General features: G+C 34.5%; 16 protein-coding genes. 7 read left to right on the top strand and 9 right to left on the bottom strand.

Features of this window, described 5'->3' with window-relative positions; all coding sequences use genetic code 11:
• Window positions 1-33: 33 nt before the first annotated feature.
• Window positions 34-960: a diguanylate cyclase gene (locus HXY53_07860; protein ID NWF76464.1), complete on the bottom strand. Its 927-nt coding sequence runs from the start codon at window positions 958-960 to the stop codon at window positions 34-36.
• A 121-nt stretch (window positions 961-1,081) separates the two neighbouring features.
• Between HXY53_07860 and HXY53_07855 the strand changes: the two genes are divergently transcribed.
• From HXY53_07855 to HXY53_07840, 4 genes are all read left to right on the top strand, one after another.
• Window positions 1,082-2,617: a hypothetical protein gene (locus HXY53_07855; GenBank protein ID NWF76463.1), complete on the top strand. Its 1,536-nt coding sequence runs from the start codon at window positions 1,082-1,084 to the stop codon at window positions 2,615-2,617.
• A gap of 47 nt (window positions 2,618-2,664) precedes the next feature.
• Window positions 2,665-3,591: a hypothetical protein gene (locus tag HXY53_07850; GenBank protein ID NWF76462.1), complete on the top strand. Its 927-nt coding sequence runs from the start codon at window positions 2,665-2,667 to the stop codon at window positions 3,589-3,591.
• Window positions 3,592-3,782: 191 nt separating this feature from the next.
• Window positions 3,783-3,983: a cold-shock protein gene (locus tag HXY53_07845; protein ID NWF76461.1), complete on the top strand. Its 201-nt coding sequence runs from the start codon at window positions 3,783-3,785 to the stop codon at window positions 3,981-3,983.
• Between the two features lie 93 nt (window positions 3,984-4,076).
• Window positions 4,077-4,595, top strand: a complete 519-nt coding sequence (locus tag HXY53_07840) for an NUDIX domain-containing protein (GenBank protein NWF76460.1) — start codon at window positions 4,077-4,079, stop codon at window positions 4,593-4,595.
• Window positions 4,596-4,656: 61 nt separating this feature from the next.
• On the opposite strand, the gene HXY53_07835 is transcribed toward HXY53_07840, so the two are convergent.
• The 5 genes from HXY53_07835 to surE form a co-directional block, all read right to left on the bottom strand.
• On the bottom strand, window positions 4,657-5,610 hold the full coding sequence (locus HXY53_07835; GenBank protein NWF76459.1) for a hypothetical protein: 954 nt from the start codon (window positions 5,608-5,610) through the stop codon (window positions 4,657-4,659).
• Window positions 5,607-6,980: an argininosuccinate lyase gene (gene argH / locus HXY53_07830; GenBank protein ID NWF76458.1), complete on the bottom strand. Its 1,374-nt coding sequence runs from the start codon at window positions 6,978-6,980 to the stop codon at window positions 5,607-5,609. Before argH ends, HXY53_07835 begins: the two co-directional genes overlap by 4 nt.
• Before the next feature lie 118 nt (window positions 6,981-7,098).
• A complete protein-coding gene (locus HXY53_07825; protein NWF76457.1) occupies window positions 7,099-7,767 on the bottom strand; it encodes a protein-L-isoaspartate(D-aspartate) O-methyltransferase in 669 nt (222 codons plus the stop codon).
• Between the two features lie 2 nt (window positions 7,768-7,769).
• Window positions 7,770-9,149, bottom strand: a complete 1,380-nt coding sequence (locus HXY53_07820; protein ID NWF76456.1) for an NAD(P)/FAD-dependent oxidoreductase — start codon at window positions 9,147-9,149, stop codon at window positions 7,770-7,772.
• 2 nt (window positions 9,150-9,151) lie between these two features.
• Window positions 9,152-9,919 (bottom strand): 5'/3'-nucleotidase SurE, encoded by a 768-nt coding sequence (surE, locus tag HXY53_07815; protein NWF76455.1) that lies wholly within the window; start codon window positions 9,917-9,919, stop codon window positions 9,152-9,154.
• A gap of 96 nt (window positions 9,920-10,015) precedes the next feature.
• Between surE and HXY53_07810 the strand changes: the two genes are divergently transcribed.
• The 3 genes from HXY53_07810 to HXY53_07800 are packed head-to-tail and all read left to right on the top strand — an operon-like array spanning window position 10,016 to window position 12,256.
• Entirely contained in the window at window positions 10,016-11,050 is a 1,035-nt protein-coding gene (locus tag HXY53_07810) for a phosphoribosylformylglycinamidine cyclo-ligase (GenBank protein NWF76454.1), read from the top strand.
• A gap of 43 nt (window positions 11,051-11,093) precedes the next feature.
• The gene (locus HXY53_07805; GenBank protein NWF76453.1) at window positions 11,094-11,882 is read left to right on the top strand and encodes a M23 family metallopeptidase; all 789 of its coding nucleotides are present in this window, start codon (window positions 11,094-11,096) and stop codon (window positions 11,880-11,882) included.
• Complete coding sequence (locus tag HXY53_07800; GenBank protein ID NWF76452.1) at window positions 11,882-12,256, top strand: polymer-forming cytoskeletal protein; 375 nt, start codon at window positions 11,882-11,884, stop codon at window positions 12,254-12,256. The genes HXY53_07805 and HXY53_07800 overlap by 1 nt, the downstream gene beginning before the upstream one ends.
• Before the next feature lie 79 nt (window positions 12,257-12,335).
• On the opposite strand, the gene HXY53_07795 is transcribed toward HXY53_07800, so the two are convergent.
• From HXY53_07795 to HXY53_07785, 3 genes are all read right to left on the bottom strand, one after another.
• The gene (locus HXY53_07795) at window positions 12,336-13,199 is read right to left on the bottom strand and encodes a formate dehydrogenase accessory protein FdhE (GenBank protein NWF76451.1); all 864 of its coding nucleotides are present in this window, start codon (window positions 13,197-13,199) and stop codon (window positions 12,336-12,338) included.
• A gap of 79 nt (window positions 13,200-13,278) precedes the next feature.
• A complete protein-coding gene (locus HXY53_07790; GenBank protein NWF76450.1) occupies window positions 13,279-14,001 on the bottom strand; it encodes a formate dehydrogenase in 723 nt (240 codons plus the stop codon).
• Between the two features lie 15 nt (window positions 14,002-14,016).
• Window positions 14,017-14,591: formate dehydrogenase (locus tag HXY53_07785; protein ID NWF76449.1), on the bottom strand; the 575-nt coding region annotated here is incomplete at its 5' end.

The raw sequence follows: 14,591 nt of genomic DNA, 5'->3' as shown, positions 1-14,591 counted from the left end.
AAATATTAATTTACTTTTTGCTTAAATTTGCTATTATATAGTTTCTATTCTATCTCTACCCTTAGCTTTCGCTTCATAGAGAGCATTATCGGCAGCATCAATGAGCTTTTCTGATGAATCTATGGAAGGGTTCGGGATGCTGGATATCCCGATACTGATAGTGATAGGTTTATGAATATCTGAAAATTTATATTTTTGTAAGGATTCTCTAATTCTTAAAGCTGCATTATAAGCCTTTTCTTTTGTTATTCCGGGTAAGAGTATAACAAATTCTTCACCACCCCATCGTGCAACGGTGTCAACTTTTCTAATACAATTTTTAATTAGATTTGCCATTTCTTTGAGGACAATATCTCCTACTCTATGACCATATTCATCATTGATACTTTTAAAATGATCGATATCAATCATGATACAGGAGGTTGGAGTTTTATATCTAACCGTCTTATTAAATTCCTTTTCAATAGTAACCTCAAAATGACGTCTGTTTGGTATTAACGTGAGTGGATCAGTTATTGCAAGAATTTCAACTTTTGCTAATATTTCCTCAAGCTGTCTATTTTTTTCTTTTAATTCGTCCTGCAGGGATTTTGTTCTTAGAGAAGCATATATTCTTGCATTAAGTTCTGTTTCATGATAAGGTTTTGCAAGGTAGTCATCAGCACCTGCCTGCAAACCTTCAACTTTGTTCATTGTTGAGTCTTTGACCGTAAGCATGATAATAGGGATAGATTTAGTATCCTGATTAAGTTTCAACCATCTGCATAGCTCATAACCATTTATGTCTGGTAATATAATATCTAATAATATTATGTCGATAGGTTGTGTTTTTGCAATCTTTAATGCGGTTTTACCATTTTCTGCCCATTTAACATCATATCCAATAGATTCAAGATAATCTCTGGTAGTTTGTGCCTGCAATTTATCATCTTCTACAAGTAAAATTTTTCCTTTATACATAACATAATTCCTTTTATGATAAAGATAAATGATTTAAAATTTTTTATCAATATTTTTTAAAAAATCTAAAATAATAAATAACTGTATTGTTTCGATAAACGAAAGTTTGATAAACTTCTTTATGTCTTATATAAAAAATATACCTTTTGAGAAAAAACTTTATCAATTAATTGTTACCAGACTTAACGGAAACAATATAACCAATAAATCTTATTGTAAAAAAATTGAGAAACTTATTAGAAAAGGAATTGGTGGCTTCATACTTTTTGGAGGTTTGCGAAATGGTATAGAAAATTTTATTAAAAAGATACAATCAATTTCTGAGCTTACACTTCTAATCGCATCTGATATTGAGCGTGGGGTAGGACAGCAAATCAATGGCACTACAATATTTCCATGTCAAATGGCTGTATCAGCCGCAATCAAGAGAGAAAAAAACAAAGATATTTTATTACTGCATAGAGTGCTTAAAGCTATTATTAATGAGGCGAAAGCTGTGGGAATAAATATGCCACTCATTCCAGTAATGGATATTAATCAGGTGCCTGATAATCCAATTATATGTACGAGAGCTTTCTCTGATAACGCAGAAAATGTTTCATGGTTGGGAAGAGAGTATATTAAGTCGATTGAAAAATCTGGTCTTATAAGCTGTGCAAAGCATTTCCCTGGACATGGAGATACATCAATTGACTCGCATATTGCACTTCCAGTCATTCGAAAAACTTATAATGATTTGATAACCAATGATATTATTCCATTCAAAGCAGCTATTCATGCAGGAGTCAGCAGTATTATGGTTGGACATCTAAGTATCCCCTCAATTGATAAAAAGCCGGCAAGCTTATCCGAGAAGATAATAAAAGGACTTTTAAGATATAGACTTGGATTTCAGGGACTTGTTATAACAGATGCCCTTACTATGAACGCATTAAAAGGTATAAAAGACATATCAGGAAAATGTATCAAGGCAGGAAATGATATATTGCTACACCCTGTTGATCCTGATCTCACGGTTAAAGAGATTATGGTTGCTTTAGATACAAAAATGATTACTGAAAAAGATATAGATCGAGCAGTTAAACGAATATTAAAAATAAAACAAAAAATCCGAACATCTAAAACCATTGGTTTTGATTACGAAAATCACCTGAAACTTTCTTCATTAATAATAGAGAAATCAATTACTCTTGTAAAGAATACTCCTAAAATTTTACCACTCACTGATGAACAGAATATCTCAATTATATTTGCAGGAGATGAGACATTCTTCTCTTTCGTTCCTTTATATGACTCTTATAAAAATATTTTTAGTTTAAGGCGTCAAGGTGGATTTAATTTAGAAATAGTAAAAGAGGTTGGGTCAGGAAGTTTGAGTGATATTATAATTTTAATCATCTTTTCGAGCATTTCTGCATGGAAGGGTAGCTCAGGATTGTTGGAAGATGAAAAGAAAATTATCCAGAGACTTATCAAAAAGGCAAAAAAGAGCGTTGTTGTCTCTTTTGGCAATCCATACATTTTAAATTATTTCCAGAAAGCTGATATATTAATTGCTGCCTATGATATTTCTGAACAGGCACAGATAGCTGTGAAGAATTGTCTTGTAGGAAAACGGGAATTTCAAGGGCGACTGCCTGTGAACATTAATGTATAAATTTTTTTACAAAAAGCTATCCATAATATAAATTTTGAAATGAAGATATGGCTCAATTTCTGGATTATGATGTGAAATTAGATACGAGTATATACAGAGGTGATGAGAAAAAGCCTGCTGTCGTCTTTATCCATGGAATGGGTATGGATAAAAACATATGGATTGCTCCGACTGAATCAAGAATTCTCGGTGGTAAATTCCCATTATCAGTTTTATTGAATAAAAGCCTTTTGGAGAGACTTTCTGGTAATCTTCAAACATCTTTTGAAGACCTTAAAGTAAGAGGTTATCCAGTTATCACATGGAGTCATCGCAGACCAACAGGGTTAATCAATTCTGTTGTCAATGAACTTTTAGAAATTTTGAAAATCGCTAAGTCTTTAACAAAAAATGGTATTATTTTGATTGGACACAGCAGGGGGGGGCTTGTTGGAAGAAAATATTTGATGAGACAGGATAAATTGATAAAAGGTATCATTACGATATCAACTCCTCATAAAGGAAGTTCTATCGCGAAAGTTGCTAAATATACCACTGCCCTTGTAAAAATTATTAATCCATTCATTCCCCCTGGTGAAAAGGGAACTATTAGATTTGCTATAAAGAAAATTTTTGAATTCTTACAGAGTAGAGCCTTAAGGGAACTTCTTCCAGAATCAAAAATTTTCAAATCATTAAACTATTCGCAACTAAATGGAATATATTACATGTCTATAGGAGGAACAAACCCGACACTTTTTTGTATTAACAATTTATTATTTCCTGATATATTTGAAAAAATTATACCTGAAAGTCTTTATCCTGATGAGATGAAGAAAGGCATAGGTGATGGACTTGTCACTGCTGAAAGTTCTATCATTCCAGGGACTCGTGAGCACCATAATTTTGAGCTAAATCACGCTGAGATACTGTTTGATGAAGAGGTGAGAAAGTTAGTGGTGGAGGCAATAATGAATATAGAAAAAGCGATGTAATAAAGATGCGGATATTGGATTTTTAAAGAATTCCAGCATATTTAGCCTTGACCTTTTTAAATCTGTGTGCGATACTATTCAGGAAGTTTCGGAAGTATTGTTGTATAGCTTCAAAGACTTTGGACTTTGTAGCTCTCTATAGCATTACTTCGGATATTTTCTATTTTTTGAAGTAAGGAGGTGTTAGCAGTATGGTAAAAGGAACCGTTAAATGGTTCAACGAGTCCAAAGGCTTTGGATTCATCACCAAAGAAGATGGAGGAGATGTATTTGTCCATTATACTGCCATTCAGGGTAACGGTTTCAAAACTCTGACTGAAGGACAGACGGTCAGTTTTGAAGTTGTTGAAGGCCCAAAAGGTCCAAAGGCTGAAAACGTAAAAAAAATCTAAACAAAAATGCAGGTTCCGATTTCAGGAACCTGCATTATCAAAAATTTTCCTTTCAAAATTAAAAATCAATTATTTCTGAAGTAGGATTTTATAATGGAACAAGAGGAATTCCTGGAAATAGTGAATCAAAAAGGTGAGATTGTTGGTCATGCAAAAAGGTCTGAAATTCATGGCAATCCGTCACTTATACACAGAGTGGTTCACGTGCTTGTTTTCAATAAAGAGGGAAATCTTCTTTTGCAAAAACGTTCTAAGAACAAAGATGTTGCACCAGGGAAATGGGATACGTCTGTGGGCGGACATGTGGGTATTGGTGAAGATTTAATATTTTCATCTAAAAGAGAGATGCAAGAAGAACTTGGAATCGTTGGATGTGAACCTGAATTTATTTATTCATATATTCATGGTAATCATTATGAAACAGAGCTTGTAACAACATATCGATGTGTTTACGATGGAACTATATCATTCAATGAGAGAGAAATTGATGAGGTAAGATTCTGGAAATTAGAAGAAATTATGGAAAATTTAGGCAAAAAGATTTTTAGCGATAATTTTGAAAATGAATTCATAACATATTTGAACTATTCTGGAATGGTGAATCATCTTTAGACGTGCACTTAGGTATCGAGCCCGAAATTATCGGTGCGTTATTCTAATGGCATTTTTCGGGTTAATCCTTTACAAACATAATATCTTGAATATCAGCAGGTGGGCTTTCTTCCCCCGGCCCGACAGCGGTTATCCTGTAATTTCTTTTAATTGAAGTTTTATCTCTGTCTATGAAAGCAGGAATTTGTGTATTACCTATAAATGTATAAAATTTATCACCATCTTTTTTCCTATAAATATTATAGCCTTCAATCCACCTTTCTGGAGACTCCTTCCATAATAAATAAATATAATTTTCTGTAATAACCACCTGAATATCCTGAATTTTAGATGGTATAAATTTCTCAGGATCTATCTCAAGTTCTTCTGAAGCAGGACCTTCATCCCTTGAAGAGCTTGCAGTTAAACTGCGTATTGTATAATATACTTTTTTTTGAACATTGAGATTGTCTGTAAATGAATTTTGTCTTAGAGGTTCTTTATTAATAGGAAATAAACCATATTCACCCTGTTTGTAAGTTCTATAGATGTTATAGAAGTTTTCCCCATTACTTTTCCCCCATTCTAAAGTTAAGGAATCCGGCTCTATCCTGAATTTGATTTCTTGAGGTGGTAATGGTATTGCTTGTGGAATAACTTTTATAATGTTTGAATCAATGCTATAAATATTTCTCAGGCTATTTGAAACAATTTTATATTGGTATTCTGAGCCAATAGAAAAATCAGAATCTCTAAAAGAACGAATGTTGCGCTCAACAAATGCAATCTTTTCAAAATCTTTTCCAGAGGACTTAAAAATATAAAAACCTTTTATTATTTCTTCTTTATCATCAGGGAAATCCCACAGGAGTATTATTTCAGACTCTCTATGTATAGCATTGAGGCCTGATGGTTGTGGTGGTTTTTCATATAACTTAAGAGTTGGTTCGCCTTTTTTACCACAACCAGAAACTAAACTGTAAGCACAGAGTACCAAACAATAAAACAAAAGAGAAACGAGAAATGGTATTTTCATTTTACTAATTTCTTGAGTCTTGTTATCTCTTTTTTCACTTCTACTGGAGATGTGCTACCCTCTGATTTTTTATTTTTTACTGAATCTTCAGCATTAAGGCATGAATAAATATCATCTTTAAACAAAGATGAAAAATAATTTAATTCTTTCAGTGTAAGATCCTTTATTTGTTTTTGTTGTTTGATACATTTAAGAATAATTTTTCCTGTTATTTCATGAGCTGTTCTGAAAGGCATACCCTTTTTTACAAGATATTCTGCCATATCGGTTGCTGTAGAGAAAGAACTGCCGGCTATTCTGTGCATTATCTCTATGTTGAATTTTATGGCTGAAAGCATTCCATTAAGGATAAGGAGAGAAGATTTAATGGTATCAACTGTATCAAAGACAGGTATTTTGTCTTCCTGTAAATCTCTATTATATGATAGCGGTAGTCCTTTCATTATTGTCAGTAGAGATAGAAGATTCCCATATACTCTGCCTGTTTTACCTCTTACGAGTTCAGCAACATCTGGATTTTTTTTCTGTGGCATGATACTTGAGCCTGTCGCAAAATCATCAGGCAATTCTATAAATTTAAATTCCTCGGTTGACCATAGTATGAGTTCTTCTGAAAGTCTCGACAGGTGCATAATAAGAATAGCAGAAACAGAAAGAAACTCAATTGCAAAATCCCTATCAGAGACAGCATCGATACTGTTCTGAGAAATATTGTCAAAACCGAGTAATTTTGCAACGTATTTTCTGTCTATTGGCAGAGAAGTCCCTGCAAGTGCGCAAGCACCTAAGGGTAGAATGTTTATTCTCTTCAGTGAATCTTTGAATCGTTCTTTATCCCTCTGTAGCATCTCAACATAAGCAATCAGGTGATGAGAGAGAAGTACGGGCTGAGCCCTTTGAAGATGTGTATAACCTGGCATTAATGAATTGATATTTTTTTCTGCAATTTTAATAAAAGTCTTTTGTAATTGTTGGATGAGTGAAATGATCTCCTCTGTTTCTTTTCTTAAATATAATCTAAGGTCAAGAGAAATTTGATCATTTCTTGAACGAGCTGTATGTAATTTTTTACCTGTATCGCCTATTTTATCAATAAGGGCATATTCAATGTTCATATGTATATCTTCAAGATCTTCTCTGAACTTGAAAACTCCCATTTCTATATCTTTTTCTATTTCCTGAAGTCCTTCTATGATTTTTATACTATCTTCTTTTGAGATAATACCCTGTTTTGCGAGCATTTTAGCATGTGCAATACTTCCCTGAATATCATATTTCCAGAGACGGTGATCAAATGATATGGATTCTGTAAAGGATTCTACAATATTAGATGTTCTGACTTTGAATCTTCCTCCCCATAGTTTTTTCATAACTGTTTCCTTAATCCTAATTATCTTTTTCCAAATTTATTCTCATTACATTAAAGATGAATTCTATCATAAAAATCAGAATAATGCCTGTCAAGAGAATTGCGGGTTAAGCCTTGAGTTAAAAAATATACTGTGGGTTATCTTTATCTTCCTGCCACCCATACTTGCCGATAAGCGGGACAAAGACACATGGGGTATGATACTGTTCTGAAAGTTTACCTTTTGATTTTTTAATCTTCAACAGTTGCTGAGAAAATCTATCCCCAACTGGACCTATTAGAATTCCTTCATCTGATAACTGGTTGATTAAGGGTTCAGGAACTTTAGGGGTTCCTGCAGTTAGTATAATCCTATCAAAAGGTGCCTGTTCAGGCCATCCTAATGTCCCATTGCTAACTTTAATATGAATGTTTGTATATCCCATTGAATTAAGTTTGTTTTTTGCTTTTTCTGCAAGCACAGCAATGCGTTCAACAGTGTATACTTCTTTAGACAATTCAGCAAGGATAGCTGCTTGATAACCTGAACCTGAACCTATCTCCAGAACTTTTTCATTACCTTTTAACTCAAGTAGTTCAGTCATTACTGCTACCATGTATGGTTGAGAGATTGTCTGACCTTCTCCAATTGAAAGTGCCATATCATCATAGGCTTTATGTTGAATATGTTCATCAACAAAGAGATGTCTCGGGACTTTTTTCATTGCTCTCAGGACGCGCTCGTCTCTAATACCCCTCGGGATGAGTTGTGTTTTTACCATTAATTCTCTTAATTCTTTAAAGTCCATTGCTAAAGCCTCCTGCTGATTTCTCGTGCAGCTATTATTCCCGAAACAGATGCCTGTATCAGCCCTCTACTTACACCTGCACCATCCCCTATTGCAAAAAGATTTTTTATTTCGGTTTCAAGATTTTCATTCAATTTAAGTAATACAGAATAAAATTTAACCTCAACACCATAGAGCAAAGTATGCTCTGAATTGACACCAGGGGCAATCTTATCGAGAGCTTCGATCATTTCAAGTATATCAGATAGATAGCGGTAAGGTATTGCAAAGCTTAAATCTCCGGGCGTGGCATCTTTAAGAGTTGGCTCAACTTTACCTTCTTGAATACGTTTATATGTTGAACGCCTGCCATTATGCAAATCGCCAAGTCGTTGAATTAAAACACCTTTGCCTAAAATATTTGCAAGTTCGGCAATATATCGACCATATCGTATTGGTTCATCAAAAGGTTCTGTAAAAATTGTATCAACAAGAAGTGCAAAATTTGTATTATTTGACCTGGAATGAGAGTAACTATGTCCATTAACTGTCCAGATACCTTTTAGATATTCTTTTACTACTTCTCCATATGGATTAACACAGAAGGTTCTGACCCTGTCTTTGAATTTCTTGGAATTGAATATAAGTTTCGGCTCATAAGTTATTTTTGTGATGGGTTCAAAAACTGATGCGGGTATTTCTACCCTGACACCTATATCGACAGGATTTTGTAACAATGTCAGACCTAATCTCTTGGATTCTTTTTCGAGCCATCTTGATCCCTCCCGACCTGGTGCAAGAACAACGAAATCAGCAAAGAGTTTTGTTTTGTCCTTAAGTTTTATTCCCTGTACATTTCCCTTTCTTACAATGATATTTTCAGTCTCTGAACCGAAAATAATGTCAATATCGTGCTGGAGAAATTCCTTAATTTTTTTTAGCACTGTTTTGCATCTGTCAGTGCCTATATGTCTGATCTTTGAAGGTATGAGTGAAAGATTATGTTCTGATGCAAGTCTCTTCAGTTTTATAATCTCGTCAGTGTCTTCTCCATAGGCGATCTTTGGTGCTCCGAACTTAATATAAGTATCATCAACATAAGAAATTAAAGCTTTTAAATCGTCTATATGAATATACCGCAAGAGTGATCCCCCTATATCCGGTGAAAGATTCAATTTCCCGTCACTGTATGCACCTGCTCCTCCCCAGCCACTTAGAAGAGCACATTCAGGACATTCCCTGCATGAAATCTCATGTATTTTCATCGGACAAATCCTCTGGTCTATATCCTTTCCTTTTTCGATCATAAGTATCCTTATGTTCTTATTTACCGTTAGCAATTCAAGTGCACTGAATATTCCTGCTGGTCCTGCTCCAATAATTATTACATCATAAGTTTTCATGACTAAAAAATTATATCGAAAGGTAGTTTTTTAAAAAAATTCAGAGCTTCATAATTTGTGAGATCAAGATGTAATGGGGTGACAGAGATGTAATTGTCTTCAATAGCTTGAATATCAGTATCTTCACCATGTTCCCAAAAAGGTCTTCCTCCACCTATCCAGTAATATTTTTCTCCGTTAGGTGAAAGTGTTTCATGAATTGCACCATCATAAATCCTTTTTCCCTGTCTGGTGAATTTTATACCTCTAATCTTTTTAATATCATCATTTGGCACATTCACATTTAGCAAAGTGTCGTAAGGCAAAGAATGATTGAGAATATATTTACCTATTTCAATAGCAACCTTTGATGCTGTATCAAAATGAAAATGTTGAGGTGGATTATTTTTTATGACTAAAGAGATAGCAAATGCTGGAATTCCCATAATTGTACTCTCTATTGCAGCTGATACTGTCCCAGAGTATGTTATGTCATCTCCAAGATTAGCACCTTTATTAATTCCTGAGACAACGAAGACAGGCCGTTCAGGTAAAATCTTGTTGAGTGCTATAGCCACACAGTCAGTGGGTGTGCCATTTACACAATAAACACGTTCCTTCAAATTTTCTACTTTTAGAGGTCTATGCATTGTTAGGGAGTGACTTACAGCACTTCTCTCTCTGTCAGGCGCAACGATATATGTATCTCCGAGTTCCTTCATTGCATGAAACAAAGCAATAATCCCAGAGGAATTTACTCCATCATCATTTGTAACAAGAATAATAGGCATTAAAAATATTTTATCAAATTATAAGATTAAAAACTTGCTCTTTTATGAGTCTTTATGCTAAAAATATATGATTTTAAAACCTACCAAATTATGAAAATGGGGACTCGTCTTACTTATAGGAAAGCCGGAGTTGATATTGATGAGGGAGAGAGATTCATAAAGAGTATCTCTCCACTTGTCAGAAAAACATTCAGACCTGAAGTTTTAACAGAAATTGGTTCGTTCAGTGCACTTTTTAAGCTTAATCTTAAAAAATATAAAAACCCTGTGCTCGTAAGTGGGACAGATGGGGTTGGAACAAAACTAAAGATAGCTTTTTTGATGGACAAGCATGATACAGTCGGAATAGATCTTGTTGCAATGTGTGTGAATGATATTATTACCAGTGGGGCTGAGCCTTTATTCTTCCTTGATTATTTAGCAACAGGAAGACTCAATTCAGACAAAGCTTCAGATATTATTAGAGGAATCATTAAAGGATGTATTGAAGCTCGTTGTTCACTTATTGGTGGTGAAACAGCAGAAATGCCCGGCTTCTATAAAAATGGAGAATATGATCTTTCCGGTTTTGCTGTTGGTGTTGTAGAAAAAGGAAAGATAGTAGATGGTTCACGAATTAAAGCCGGAGATGTAATTATAGGTATTGCTTCAAGTGGATTGCATAGCAATGGGTTTTCACTCGTCAGGAGACTTTTTTTTGATATTAAAAAGATATCAGTTAAAAAGTATATAAATCAAATCAACTGTACGCTTGGAGAAGAGCTTCTTAAACCAACAAGAATTTATGTAGATGCAATATTGAGATTAAAAGATAAGATAAAAATTAAAGGTATGGCTCATATTACAGGAGGTGGGATACCTGGAAACCTTCCAAGGGTATTTCCACATGGTCTTCAGGCAAATATTAGAAGGGATTCATGGCCTGTTCCTGAAATTTTTCAAATAATAGAAAGCTCTGGAAAAATATCAAAAGTTGAAATGAACAGAACATTTAATATGGGCATAGGTTTTACAATTATAGTTTCAAAAAGTTCTATAGAAGAAACATTAAGTATCTTGAATAATTCAGGATACCCAGCTTTTGTTATTGGAGCAATTGAGAAAGGAGGTAAGGGTGTTAGGTATTCATAGTATAAAAATTTTGCTCAAAAAGGCATTTACGCCAATAACGATTATGCTTATCCCTCATGCAAAAAATAAACCTTTAAATTTAAAGGTTCCTCTTATAATACTCCTTTCTTCATTTTTATTTACTTTTTTAGGAGTCATTTATGTATTTTCAATTGCAGTTAATACATTCGAGTACTATAAGATGAAAGACACATTAAATTACTATTCTCAGCAATTTGCTGAACTTAATACAACTATATCAACATTAAAAAAAGTTGAAGATGAGTTCAGAAGATTATTTTCACTAAATTCAAAGGAAAAAGTTCTCGAGAATATTAATACTTTAGATAGTGGCTCTATTGATATGGAAAACTTAAAGCAACAGATTAGAAAAACAATTGAAACAGTAGGGGAAATAAAAGATTATTTGCATATTCAAAGAGATATTTATATTGCAACACCGAAGGGACTTCCAGCTGTTGTGAATATATCTTCTCCGTATGGGATAAGGAAACATCCTATGAGTGGGCAGACAGATTTCCATTCTGGAATAGATATCTCATCTGATGCTGGAGTTCCGATAAAGGCTACGGCTGACGGAATAGTGAGTTATTCTGGTTGGAGTGGTAGTAATGGAAATCTCGTTGTGATTGAGCATGGTCATGGATTTTCTACATTTTATGCTCATAATAGTATGAATACTGTGAAGATAGGGCAAAAAGTTAAAAGAGGGGAAATAATTGCCTATGTAGGTTCAACAGGCAATTCAACCGGGCCTCATGTCCATTATGAAATATGGAAGGATGGCGTGCATGTAAACCCATCTGAATATTTAAAAAAGGAGGGTTCATAATGTTTTCGAAAAATACTGAGAAGCTCGAATCGTTTGTTGGAACAAATTCAAATTTTAAAGGTGATATTGATACGAAAGGTACTCTCAGAATTGATGGCACAATGACAGGAAATATTAATGCTGATTGGGTAATACTTGGTGAAAAAGCTCTATTGAAAGGCAATATTACAGCAAGGGGTATTATTATAGGTGGTAAAGTTGAAGGTAATCTGAAAGCAAAAGAAATAGTTGAATTAAAATCAAAAGGTCATATTATTGGAGATATATCAACAATTAAACTTACTATTGCCGAAGGTGGTATTTTTGAAGGCATGTCAATAATGTCAAAAGAAGATTCAAAGATTGTAGAGTTTCAGGCTAAAAATTCTATTTAACCCGAATAATACAGACAGTGATCGATATAACGTTACTTGTGTTTGTCGTTCATGACCAATACTTGATTCTTGATAATACTCAGAGTCCGAAGGGGGAGGTTACTGGTCTTTTGAACCCTTTTTCAGAAGCCAGGATATCGAAATGCATTGTTGTAATATCTTCCAGATTTAAATCAGGCTCATAATTTAGTTTCCTTGAATCAACCGTCTTTATATACTGTTGACAATTATCACATAAATCTACACGGTGCGTTTCAATCCCCTCGACATAAAAAAAGTGCAGTTTGTTATGATCATTGTTTCCACAGAAAGGACATTTCAATCGTTCACTTTGCCATTCTAAGTTACAAAAAGAACACAAAAGATATCTCTGTCCTTCCCCTTTTAGTTCGGAAATGAAGGGTAATTCACCACAGATGGGACAATATCCTTTAAGCCAGTTTTTTGTATTAAGATTTTTTTCGAGCATTTCAACCTGTGTATTAATTGATGGCAATATGCTCATATAAATCAAAAATTTCAAAATTGTTTTATCAATATCATTATCCAATGAAATTCTTTCCATATACGATTCATCGAAATGTCTTTTTAACAATTCTTCTATGACTAAATTTTTATTGCTGATTGCATTTTCTATAACCTGAATACTATTGTTCATCTTTTCATTTGTAATTTTTCCGATACGGCAAAGAGATTCAAATAAACTGGCGGACGAAATTAAATCGATATAAAAATCTTCTTTGTTGAGTAAAGAAAACCCTTCTTTTTCATGAAAGTTTTTCAACTCTTTCTTAAGCTCTGGTGGTGCAATATTGAGCATTGTCTTGATGAGTTCCTGTTCGGTTAGCACTTTTTCGTAGAATTCAAGAATCTCATTGTATGCAGGATTCTTCTCCCGATAAAATGCAATTTGTTCTTTTTTCTGTTCTAAAGATTTTTTCAATTATTAACCTTTCTTAAAGAAACGGCTTGTTTCGAAATAATTCGAAACAAGCCGTTCTGCAAGTTAATTTAATGATTATTTAACCCGTAAGAACTTCAGCAGGTTGAATAAGATTTTTAACCATTGTAATAATCGATTTTCCAGAAAAATCTATAGAAGCAAACTTATGGTATTTCGAAGGATCATCAACTACAAGAAAAATAGTTCTAACAAAATCAGCGTTGAGAAGTTGTGCCTTTGGATACTTTCCTTTAACCTGTTTTAGTCTTTTCTCCGCTATTTTGAGTATCTCTGAACGGTCACCAAAATTCATAGCACCTGTTGGGCAGGTCTTAACACAAGCAGGGAGTAACCCTTCTTTGATACGGTCTATACACATAGTGCATTTAGCCATTCCCTGTGTCTTACTGTCCCATCTCGGAATATCCCATGGACAGGATTCCCGTATCTTCTTATAGTCTGCCTCTTTAACTTTTACTTTTGGATTATACAGGACTGCCCCTGTAGCTTCGTCTTTTGCAATTGCTTTTACACCCAGAGACTCAGCCATCATTTTACAAGGTGGCTCTGTGCAATGCCTGCACTGGTCAGGAAAGAAATACCATACAGGTTTCCCGTTTTCTTCCATCTCGCTAAATCTTACTAATTTATAAGTAACAAAGGACAGGTCTTCAGGGTTCTGATGTGTTCCGCGTTGTTTTGTCTTTGTTGCAGGATTCATGTTCCATTGCTTGCAGGCAATCTGGCAACCCCTGCATGCTGTGCACTTTGTCGTATCGATGAAAAATGATTTATCTGCCATGGTCTCTCACCTCCCTTAGGCTTTCCCGGCTTTTTTAGCCGCTATTTTTGTAAGGTTTGCCATAAATGCCTTTGATTCAGGAATCATCGTATTTGGATCGCCAATAGTTGGAGTTAGTAGATTTGCGCTGTCACCGCCATCCTTAGGATGTAACCATCCAAAATGCCATGGTAATCCAATCTGATGCACGGTCTGACCAGCGATTACAAATGGTTTTAGTCTGTGTGTTACTATTGCAGTAGCTTCAAGTTTGCCTCTTTGAGTTTCTACCAGGACTTTTTCGCCATTTTCAATGCCTCTAAGTTTAGCGAGTTCATGACTAATTTCGCAGAAGACTTGAGGTTCAGCTTCAACAAGCCATGGAAGCCATCTTGTTAAGACCCCTGTCTGCCAGTGCTCTGTTACACGATATGTTGTGCATACAAAAGGATAACGTGGATCGCATGTTGCAAATGTATCTGGTCCGCCTTTAAAAATCTTTATTACAGGATTTATTCTCTGATTAGACATAAGGTTCTTCTCAATAGGACATTCCAGAGGTTCATAATGTTCAGGGAATGGTCCGTCTTTAAGTCCGGGACCAAATATTG

The organism is Nitrospirota bacterium, from assembly GCA_013388455.1.
GTDB lineage: Bacteria > Nitrospirota > Thermodesulfovibrionia > Thermodesulfovibrionales > SM23-35 > JACAFF01.
The sequence above is the reverse complement of the archived record's forward strand: the minus strand, read 5'-3'. Positions and strand labels throughout refer to the sequence as shown.

Bases quoted from the DNA above. Each gene is read 5' to 3' on its own strand.
- HXY53_07860 (NWF76464.1), bottom strand. From the start codon at position 960: ATGTATAAAGGAAAAATTTTACTTGTAGAAGATGATAAATTGCAGGCA.
- HXY53_07855 (NWF76463.1), top strand. From the start codon at position 1,082: ATGTCTTATATAAAAAATATACCTTTTGAGAAAAAACTTTATCAATTA.
- HXY53_07850 (NWF76462.1), top strand. From the start codon at position 2,665: ATGGCTCAATTTCTGGATTATGATGTGAAATTAGATACGAGTATATAC.
- HXY53_07845 (NWF76461.1), top strand. From the start codon at position 3,783: ATGGTAAAAGGAACCGTTAAATGGTTCAACGAGTCCAAAGGCTTTGGA.
- HXY53_07840 (NWF76460.1), top strand. From the start codon at position 4,077: ATGGAACAAGAGGAATTCCTGGAAATAGTGAATCAAAAAGGTGAGATT.
- HXY53_07835 (NWF76459.1), bottom strand. From the start codon at position 5,610: ATGAAAATACCATTTCTCGTTTCTCTTTTGTTTTATTGTTTGGTACTC.
- argH (NWF76458.1), bottom strand. From the start codon at position 6,980: ATGAAAAAACTATGGGGAGGAAGATTCAAAGTCAGAACATCTAATATT.
- HXY53_07825 (NWF76457.1), bottom strand. From the start codon at position 7,767: ATGGACTTTAAAGAATTAAGAGAATTAATGGTAAAAACACAACTCATC.
- HXY53_07820 (NWF76456.1), bottom strand. From the start codon at position 9,149: ATGAAAACTTATGATGTAATAATTATTGGAGCAGGACCAGCAGGAATA.
- surE (NWF76455.1), bottom strand. From the start codon at position 9,919: ATGCCTATTATTCTTGTTACAAATGATGATGGAGTAAATTCCTCTGGG.
- HXY53_07810 (NWF76454.1), top strand. From the start codon at position 10,016: ATGGGGACTCGTCTTACTTATAGGAAAGCCGGAGTTGATATTGATGAG.
- HXY53_07805 (NWF76453.1), top strand. From the start codon at position 11,094: ATGCTTATCCCTCATGCAAAAAATAAACCTTTAAATTTAAAGGTTCCT.
- HXY53_07800 (NWF76452.1), top strand. From the start codon at position 11,882: ATGTTTTCGAAAAATACTGAGAAGCTCGAATCGTTTGTTGGAACAAAT.
- HXY53_07790 (NWF76450.1), bottom strand. From the start codon at position 14,001: ATGGCAGATAAATCATTTTTCATCGATACGACAAAGTGCACAGCATGC.